The organism is Caecibacteroides pullorum, assembly GCF_019239235.1.
In the GTDB taxonomy this organism is placed as follows: domain Bacteria; phylum Bacteroidota; class Bacteroidia; order Bacteroidales; family Bacteroidaceae; genus Bacteroides; species Bacteroides pullorum.
This window is the reverse complement of record NZ_JAAZTS010000046.1, coordinates 1-8288: the sequence shown is the minus strand read 5'-3', so window position 1 is coordinate 8288 and position 8288 is coordinate 1. Positions and strand designations below refer to the sequence as shown.

Genomic DNA, 8288 nt, shown 5'->3' with positions numbered 1-8288 from the left:
AGGATATGAAAAAAGGCTATAAAGCCACTTGTCGCTACAATTTGGCGAAAGATTGCTTTATTCTCTCATTTTGTTTGATGGGCATCAATTCAGCAGACCTTTATAATGCTGCTAAAATGGATGGCAATACTATTACCTATTACAGAACCAAGACAAAAGATCGTAGGTTAGACAATGCCAAAATGATGGTTGAGATTCCCCACATAATTCAACCTATAATTGATAAATATAGGGATAAGACAGGCAAACGGTTGTTTAATTTCTACCAATACTACTGTGACGAAAAAGGTTTCAATAAGGCTATTAATTATGGCTTGAAAGAAATTGGCTCTATTTTGGGACTTGATGATTTAGAGTATTATGCGGCTCGTCACAGCTGGGCTACTATTGCATTGAACAAGGTTGGCATAGACAAATATATAGTCCATGCGGCTTTGAACCATATAGACGATTCCATGAGAGTGACCGACATCTATATTGAGCGTGATTTTGTGAATGAAAATAAGGCTAATGCAAAGGTGGTGCGATATGTGTTTGGCAAATAGCTCTGAAAGAGTTACACAAATCTATCTTGGCTGTTTGACAATGAACAGGTAGATGATGCAATGAAGAACCTACTTTAGAAAGATTATCCCACTTGCAATTATTGTGAGTGGTATTTTCTTTCTATCTTTATAGCCTAAAAAAATTAAGATAAATGAAAAATCCAATAGATCCTGATAACATTGAATTATTTAAATATGTCCGTATTATAATAAGAGGAAAAGGAGAGCCATTTCAAGATCCATTGAAGACAGTATTGATATTTCCAAGTGAAGTAAAACTGATTGACCCAATTGAAGCAATGGATATATTTGCAGAACGATATAATACAGGTCAAATATTATGTCGCTATAAATACGAAGACTATTTAAAAAATAAGGATTTACAAGACACTATAAACGGGTTGGGACTTGATACAGATGCCTTTTGGCTTCTGGTAATGTTCTGTTTTGATTATGCTTGCAGTATGTGCTTTGATTGTTTCATTAGACGACCTACACGTGGAGAAGACATTGAAAACCTTATTAGTTTATTGCCTGAAGAAAACAGCTTTAAGGCAAAATTAAGTTTGAAAACTAGTAAAGGAAAAATAGAAATAGAAAATAACAAAGCTTTGTCGCTCGTATTAGGATGGATCAAACGTGGCTATGAGCATGATAAGAATTCAATAAACATGAACGTGATAGACGTGAACAGAGGAGATTCTCCATTCATTCCTAGAAATGATGAATCTGATTCTGTTTTGATATGGTATTTTGCACATCTGTTGAAATACTTTTTTGACTTGAAACCTCAATTTAAAGGCAAACGAAAAAAAGGTGAAACCTCATCACTCAACAAAACCCTGCTCATATCCAAGTTAATTTACTATACGCAACTTTCTAAAAATACAAACTTCTTAGAAGATACCGATACTCTTAAAAGTTTCTTTAAGCAATATAAAAACAAAGAGATAAAAGGACATTCTAGTATATACCCAACCCCTTGATGTAATATAATTTATAGCATTATCATAAGCCTTGTTTCTCAATCATGAGGAACAGGGCTTTTTCTTTTTTTATATCATTTCATTTTAAAGGGGTATAGAATTGCCATACCTTTTTCATACCCTAGATACTTCTTCCAACCTCCATATCTTTGCAACGTAATCGAACAGCAAGCCACACGTTGTGGCAAGTTTATCCCTGATTACACAATAAAAATGAAGCAAAATAAATATTTTGAAGTGGAAGTTAAAGTAGGTAACGACACCCGTAAAGTTGCTTTTGCTAAAGGAATTAACCGTGAAGTAAATCTCGCAAACGTCAAGAAACTATATGCTGAGATGAAAGTTAAGGGCTACCGTAAGGCTGAAATAATTCAGGTTATTCGTGCAGAGGAAGCAATTGCCAATGGTGACATTGTTCTAATTGACATCAATGGCAATGAAATTAACAAGGAAGATGCGAATGGTTATTACCTTATTATTGATGGACAACATCGAGTTTATGCAGTATCCATGCTCAACTTTGAACAAGAGAAACAAAGACAGCCCACATTCCAAGTGCCTAGCATACTCGTAGAACTTGCAGAAAAAGAAAGCGTAGCAGAATACATTTCTGCCGTAAACATCACAAAAACACCTTGGAAAACAGATGACTATGTGCGTGGTGCGGCTAATGTGAAGCAAGAAGAATTACTTGCAAGATACAAAGAGTTAATTAAGTCAGAGGACAATCCTAATGGATTCCCTTTAAGCACATTGAACATCATTTATTGCAATAATCCCAAAGCAATGAATAAGACAAGCCTGTCATTACTTTGTCAAGGCAAGGATGAGAAAGGCAGAGGCAAAGTGAAAAAGCCAATTATTCCAGCCCACAATATAGAACGTGGCGACCACTTCATTGAGCTTTGCAAGGCTAAAGGATTCTCTGACAAAGACATCTCCAAACGATACTTGTCGGAAAGATTTTCTGATTTATTTAATGAAGGTGGAGAAGATAAAGCCTTTGAAATATTCAGCCGGATAACACCTAATGACTGCCAAGCTATGCACAATGACAAGGGCAATCTCATAGAAGAAAAGGTCATTGAGCAATTCAAACTAATTGAAGATAGAATTGCATGACAATAGAAAAGAGAGCTGAATACATTAATAGAGGGCATTCCGTATTACACGGTTTGCCCTCTATTCTTATATAAACTCATAGCCACTTTTCCGACTACCATCTGCCAAAGGAATCTTTACAAGCTTTATCTTGATTCCAAACTTCTTTTCCAAATGGCTTGCTACTCCTTTTTGCCTGATTCCATATCTTACATACACTTCCTCCATTTTCAGTTTTATAATATCGGTAAGCATCCTTGTTCCAACAGGAAATATTATCCTAAACTCCTTATAAAGATGATAAGTTGCCTGTTTGCTCATCATTTCATTTTTGAGATTGCTTTCCTTGTAACCAAGTGCCTTAATTCGCTCATAACCAAGTGAATCATAATATAACCTCAAATCTTCATATTGTCGTTCCATGATTACATCTGCAATGAAATATTGGCAGTTTTCTTTGTTCTTGCGGTACTCACAATAGCGTTTCATCCTATCGGAAAATCCCTCTTTCTTGATGATGCACTCCAACTGTTCCTCATAATCCGAATGTACCTCGTTCTTATTGACATTAAAACCGCTATCCTCTAACTGTTTTCTTACCGAAATACCATCCAAATAATTTTCTTTTTGCACATCATAAGAAAAGCAGTCATTCAAATAAGCCATATTGTTTACAAAGAAACGGTTGGTTGTTTCATTAAAGCACACGTAATGTTCACTATACTTATTCAGCTTTTGGCAAGTTAGAAGATCTTTGATGGCGAACTCCCTATTTCTGCCCGTTAAGCCGTTATTAAGTTTGGCATATTCATCTGAATCTTGAAATTTCTTTTCTAAGATTGCCTTATAAGCCCCATCCCTGCTTTCTCCAATATCTACATTATAAATGAAAGTAGTCGTGTTCCTGAACGGATTACACTCTAATCTTTGCCGACCGGCTATTTGCGCCAACTCCGTAGCAATATCAATGGAGGTGTAGGCTTTCTTGTTGTCGCTTACTACAAATGTGGATGCACACGTAGAATAAAAATCGCATCCAGCAAAAGCTGTGGAAGTACAAAAAGTGAATTTCTTGTGTGGCTCTCCTTTTAATGGAATACTGCCTATCTCATAATATTTACCTTGTTTATCTTTACCCAGCTTCTTTACAAGAAACTCATTTTCACCTGTAAAAGCCACAATGATATTCACTTCATCCGATTGCAAACCTGTTTGCTTGATAATGTTAACTATGTTGGTGACACTATTCAGGAAGATAACACACTCTTTCGATTCAACCCTTTCACCATTTACAAGAGTGGAAGCATATATCCCTCTTTGATAGTTCCTGACTATCTCAACGGCATTGTTTATCGGATTTTTCGATTGCACTCTATTGACAAACCTTTTCTCTACATTGCTCCATTCCAAAATGGTGTAGGGCATATCCTTGAACCAATCCATTTGCAACATATACTTGTCTGCAATGGGAGTGGCAGACAGGTAAGTGACATACGGAAACTCTTTTAACTCTTCCAATAAGAGCATTTCTGTTTCTGACTTGAAACCACTATCTATCAGAATATACTGATATTCATCTACAACTACTCTCCAATCTGACTTATCCTTAATAATATTACTCAATCGTGGAATGGAATCATACGTCGCCAGCAATTTGGGTTTGGGGGTGTTTCTTAGATAATCTTCAATCTCTACATTCCTCACATCACCATAGACAGCCAAAGTCCCTTTATGCTGCCTACTTTTGTTTTTTATCAGATTGATTCTTGGACTGCAAATTATAGTCTTGTGTGCATCTTCAATGGCAAGGGTGGTAGCTCCACACCCTGTTATTCCCTTGTTTACAATTCCTCTTGGTAGCTCAAAGCCTACCCATTCATTCAAATAATTTACATTAGCTGGTACTTTTATCGTTTCAACCATAGCATAAAATTAAAATCCAACATATCCGCATCTTAGAATCTGTGTCCGATATTCCATCGGTTTAATCTTTACTATTAAGGAAGTCAGGATAAAAAATTAGACAGTCCAATAAATCTTGAAGTCAATCTATCTTTCTAAGAACATCAGGAAAGAAAATCAGACAGTACCCACAAAATAAAACCGAAACGCATAGCCTTCGGTTTTATTTCCATCTGTAATGAGGTAGATATGTTGATTTTCAAGTTGAAAGGGTCAGACAGTAAACATTTCCCTTTTGGATCTTGATGTAAGCAAATATATACATCTTTAAGGACACTTCCAAACAAACAGACCACCAACCACAAAAATAAGACTCTACATATAGCTCTACTCTATTTTTCATACTTGGAGGTCTATTACAAAGCAGCATACAGCCTATTCCCGGTTTTTCAGAATTCTCAGAAATTGAAATCCTCCGGCTACAATATGATACATATAGGACTACACAATTTTATAGTAATATACAACTTTCAAAACGATATTGGAAGATATAACCTATCATAATAAAAGAACCTATCCGATAAATAGACACACGTACTGTTATAAACCGATAGCGTCAAAACATCCCCCTCCACTTGTCGTGTTATTCCTGTTTTCAAATAAGAGAGTGCCATATACAAACGAGTGAACTACACCTTTCAGTCCCCCTACCCATATTTGAATAAAAACAAAAAATAAACTTAATCATTCACCATTAAAAAAATCAAGTATGGGAAATTTAGTTTTATTGCCTGCCATGGCACAGAAAAGAAGTAGTAACTTCAATCAGTATGCAGAGGATGCAACAGTAATTTCAGAAGAAACTACAAAAGCAAAAAAAGTAAATCACTTTATAGAGGCTAACACTATGGAGATTGATTTACAGCATTTAAAGAATGACTGCATAGTTCCAGTATTCAGTAAGGACAACGAACTAACAATTTCGCACAATGCCTTTATTGAAACGGTTTGGGATGCTGCAAACTCATTCTTTACCGGTGAAACGATTGATAAACCGGACATTCGTGTTTCTCACATTGTCAAGGGCAGAATCCCTGAAGCGATTCATAAGCCTGCAAACCAACTTTTAGAAAGTGACAAGACACAATACTTTGAACGTATGATGTTTTGCTTTGAGATTCCCACTATTTATGAAACGGTAGAGGGAAACGAACTTACTCTTTCAGTTGGTGGTGTACGTGCTTATAATCAGATGAATCTGTATTCAAAGAAAACTGTTGAAAAATTCAAGGTTTTTGTTGGATTCAAGAACATGGTTTGCTGCAATTTATGTGTTTATACAGACGGATATTTAAGCAATTTGGAAGTTTCAAGCACAAGTGATTTATATCGTTCTGTATTGGAAATGTTTCATGCCTATAACCCTGCAAAACACATTCATTTGATGCAAATGCTTGGGAATAGTTATCTGACTGAACACCAGTTTGCACAGATCCTTGGGAAAATGCGTCTTTACCAATGTTTGCCACAAGGCTATCAGAAAAGCATACCCCGTTTACTTATAACAGATACGCAAATTAACAGCGTGGCAAAGGCTTATATGCAAGACGAGAACTTTAGTGGTTTTGGCGGTGACTTGTCTATGTGGAGATTCTACAATCTACTGACAGGCGCAAACAAGTCAAGCTATATAGATTCTTTCTTGGATAGAGCCTATAATGCAACAGAGATCGCACAAGGCATTAATGCGGCTTTACATGGTGACGAACACTACAAATGGTTTATTGACTGATTTTACACAATGAGGGATATTCAGAAATGAGTATCTCTCATTTCTTATGAACATCTAAAATTCTAAGTTATGGATAAAAAAGAAAATCAAGACACAATGACAAAGGCAGGATGTGGATTTGCCGTATTTGCAGCTGTATTTATTTTGCTTTGCAGTATTAACCCTTTTGTAACGATAGGCATATTTTGGTTTTTAGCAATACTAGTCTTATGCATCTATTGATTCACTAATTTATAGAAGTGAAAGTAATTTGATAATCAATCTGTTACGAAATGAATTTCAAATTTACTTTCACTTTTATAGCCAAACCTACAAAATTGAAATAACATGAGCTTAAAAAATAGCTATACAACAAGCGACTGCCTGCAATGGGACAGTGCTACAAATTTAGTGAGGAAGTTATACAGGGATAAGAATTATAGAATAAGCCTGCTTGTTGGGTGCGGCATATTCTTTGGTTTACGTATTTCTGACTTGTTACAACTTACTTGGGATATGCTTCTAAATAAAGAAGCTAAGTTTTCCATTACAGAAAAGAAAACAGGCAAACGAAGAGAAGTGAGAATTAATAAGGAGTTTCAGAAACACATTAAGGACTGCCATACGGCTTTAGATATTCAAAACTTGAATGAGTTTTGCTTTTTATCAGGCCGAGGAAAGAACAAGGTTTATTCTATCCAATGGGTGAATATTGTACTTAAAGAATTAAAAAGCAGGTACAATTTAAAGATTGACCATTTTTCCACTCATTCATTAAGAAAAACCTTTGGCAGAAAAGTGTTTGAATCCTCTGATAATGCAGAATTAGCTTTGATTAAACTTATGGAACTTTTCAATCATTCAAGTGTTGCCATTACAAAACGTTATCTTGGACTAAGACAGGAAGAACTTTTGAATACATACGACTGCCTTAGCTTCTAATTCGCATACAGGTAAAAGAATTAATAACTTTATACTTTTATAGGTGGAGATTAATTTTCTACCTACTTGATTAGCAAATAATAAGCAAAGTTCTTGCAACGCTAAACACTTTTGAATAACTTTGTGGCAATTTCGGTGGACTAATGAGTTAGGAAACTGAAAGGACATATAAAACGAAAGGGCGTTTAGCTAAATTATCCCTTGTTGGAATCTGGACAATTCTCGTCATGTGGATAATAGGCAGGAACGCCCACACCATAGCTATATACTTACCTCTCATAGGGTAAACTATATACTATTTGGGTGTGGGCTTTGCTTATTATACATGACGGGCAGTCCAGAACTCTTAGCAATAAGAGAGCCTCAACAAGATAATAAGCCAAAGTACCCACACCCTTTCTTTATATGGGCAGAATCAAAAGTAAAATCGCTTCTTCCGGGTATTGAGTGGCACAAGTAAATGTTAATATGAACAATTTAAAAGTTAGGCTGATTATTTCCTTTTTGATTGTAGGTGCTATTTCGGCTTATTCACAGGCTACTATTAAATCTACCAATTACAATGTAGATGGTTATTGGGGTAAGTGGGAAAATTTATATTTAGGGTTAGCTATGACTGGTACATATTCATCGTTTGTGATTCACGACCATGATAAACATCCCTCTCAATATGGATGTAAAATTACTATTTACGACTACAACGAGAATGTCAGCAAAAAGGAAAATAAACGAAGAAGAAAGACAAATGAATGGTACACTTATAATGGTACAATTGAAATCATTTTGAATGAACAAATCAACACTACACGTAAGTGGGTTGAATCGTTTGGAGAGTTTTTTTCTGCTTATAACTATAAAGGAGCTAAAGGTTCAATAAGTACAACTTATCCCGTCCAAATAATGATAGCACCTTATAAAAAATATCCTGAAACCACTACTGTCCCGTAAAAGTTGATAAATAGTTCTTTGAAATTATTGAAATATAGTCAATTACGTGGTTTCTTGAGATGAAACGGACTTGATTTTGCAACTTTGCAGTCT

At 35.5% G+C, this 8288-nt stretch carries 7 protein-coding genes and 1 pseudogene; 7 read left to right on the top strand and 1 reads right to left on the bottom strand.

Annotation, left to right across the window (positions count from 1 at the left end; genetic code table 11):
• From HF894_RS14845 to HF894_RS14835, 3 genes and pseudogenes are all read left to right on the top strand, one after another.
• Positions 1 to 545, top strand: a pseudogene (locus HF894_RS14845) (phage integrase SAM-like domain-containing protein); the annotation flags it as partial.
• Between the two features lie 152 nt (positions 546 to 697).
• On the top strand, positions 698 to 1531 hold the full coding sequence (locus HF894_RS14840; protein ID WP_204973404.1) for a hypothetical protein: 834 nt from the start codon (positions 698 to 700) through the stop codon (positions 1529 to 1531).
• A 213-nt stretch (positions 1532 to 1744) separates the two neighbouring features.
• Positions 1745 to 2653: a hypothetical protein gene (locus tag HF894_RS14835; RefSeq protein ID WP_204973402.1), complete on the top strand. Its 909-nt coding sequence runs from the start codon at positions 1745 to 1747 to the stop codon at positions 2651 to 2653.
• A gap of 66 nt (positions 2654 to 2719) precedes the next feature.
• Here the strand turns inward: HF894_RS14835 and HF894_RS14830 are convergent, their stop codons facing one another.
• Positions 2720 to 4555, bottom strand: coding sequence for a DEAD/DEAH box helicase family protein (locus tag HF894_RS14830; protein WP_204973400.1), 1836 nt, complete (start codon positions 4553 to 4555; stop codon positions 2720 to 2722).
• Between the two features lie 748 nt (positions 4556 to 5303).
• On the opposite strand from HF894_RS14830, the gene HF894_RS14825 reads away from it, so the two are divergent.
• From HF894_RS14825 to HF894_RS14810, 4 genes are all read left to right on the top strand, one after another.
• Entirely contained in the window at positions 5304 to 6326 is a 1023-nt protein-coding gene (locus tag HF894_RS14825; protein WP_204973399.1) for a DUF3871 family protein, read from the top strand.
• A gap of 69 nt (positions 6327 to 6395) precedes the next feature.
• On the top strand, positions 6396 to 6548 hold the full coding sequence (locus HF894_RS14820; RefSeq protein WP_204973398.1) for a hypothetical protein: 153 nt from the start codon (positions 6396 to 6398) through the stop codon (positions 6546 to 6548).
• 105 nt (positions 6549 to 6653) lie between these two features.
• On the top strand, positions 6654 to 7247 hold the full coding sequence (locus tag HF894_RS14815; RefSeq protein WP_204973397.1) for a tyrosine-type recombinase/integrase: 594 nt from the start codon (positions 6654 to 6656) through the stop codon (positions 7245 to 7247).
• A gap of 468 nt (positions 7248 to 7715) precedes the next feature.
• Positions 7716 to 8195 carry a hypothetical protein gene (locus tag HF894_RS14810; protein ID WP_204973395.1) on the top strand — a complete coding sequence of 160 codons (480 nt, stop codon included), beginning with the start codon at positions 7716 to 7718 and terminating at the stop codon, positions 8193 to 8195.
• Positions 8196 to 8288 lie beyond the last annotated feature (93 nt).

Excerpts from the sequence above, each read along its gene's own strand:
- HF894_RS14840 (WP_204973404.1), top strand. The coding sequence starts at position 698 with ATGAAAAATCCAATAGATCCTGATAACATTGAATTATTTAAATATGTC.
- HF894_RS14835 (WP_204973402.1), top strand. The coding sequence starts at position 1,745 with ATGAAGCAAAATAAATATTTTGAAGTGGAAGTTAAAGTAGGTAACGAC.
- HF894_RS14830 (WP_204973400.1), bottom strand. The coding sequence starts at position 4,555 with ATGGTTGAAACGATAAAAGTACCAGCTAATGTAAATTATTTGAATGAA.
- HF894_RS14825 (WP_204973399.1), top strand. The coding sequence starts at position 5,304 with ATGGGAAATTTAGTTTTATTGCCTGCCATGGCACAGAAAAGAAGTAGT.
- HF894_RS14820 (WP_204973398.1), top strand. The coding sequence starts at position 6,396 with ATGGATAAAAAAGAAAATCAAGACACAATGACAAAGGCAGGATGTGGA.
- HF894_RS14815 (WP_204973397.1), top strand. The coding sequence starts at position 6,654 with ATGAGCTTAAAAAATAGCTATACAACAAGCGACTGCCTGCAATGGGAC.
- HF894_RS14810 (WP_204973395.1), top strand. The coding sequence starts at position 7,716 with ATGAACAATTTAAAAGTTAGGCTGATTATTTCCTTTTTGATTGTAGGT.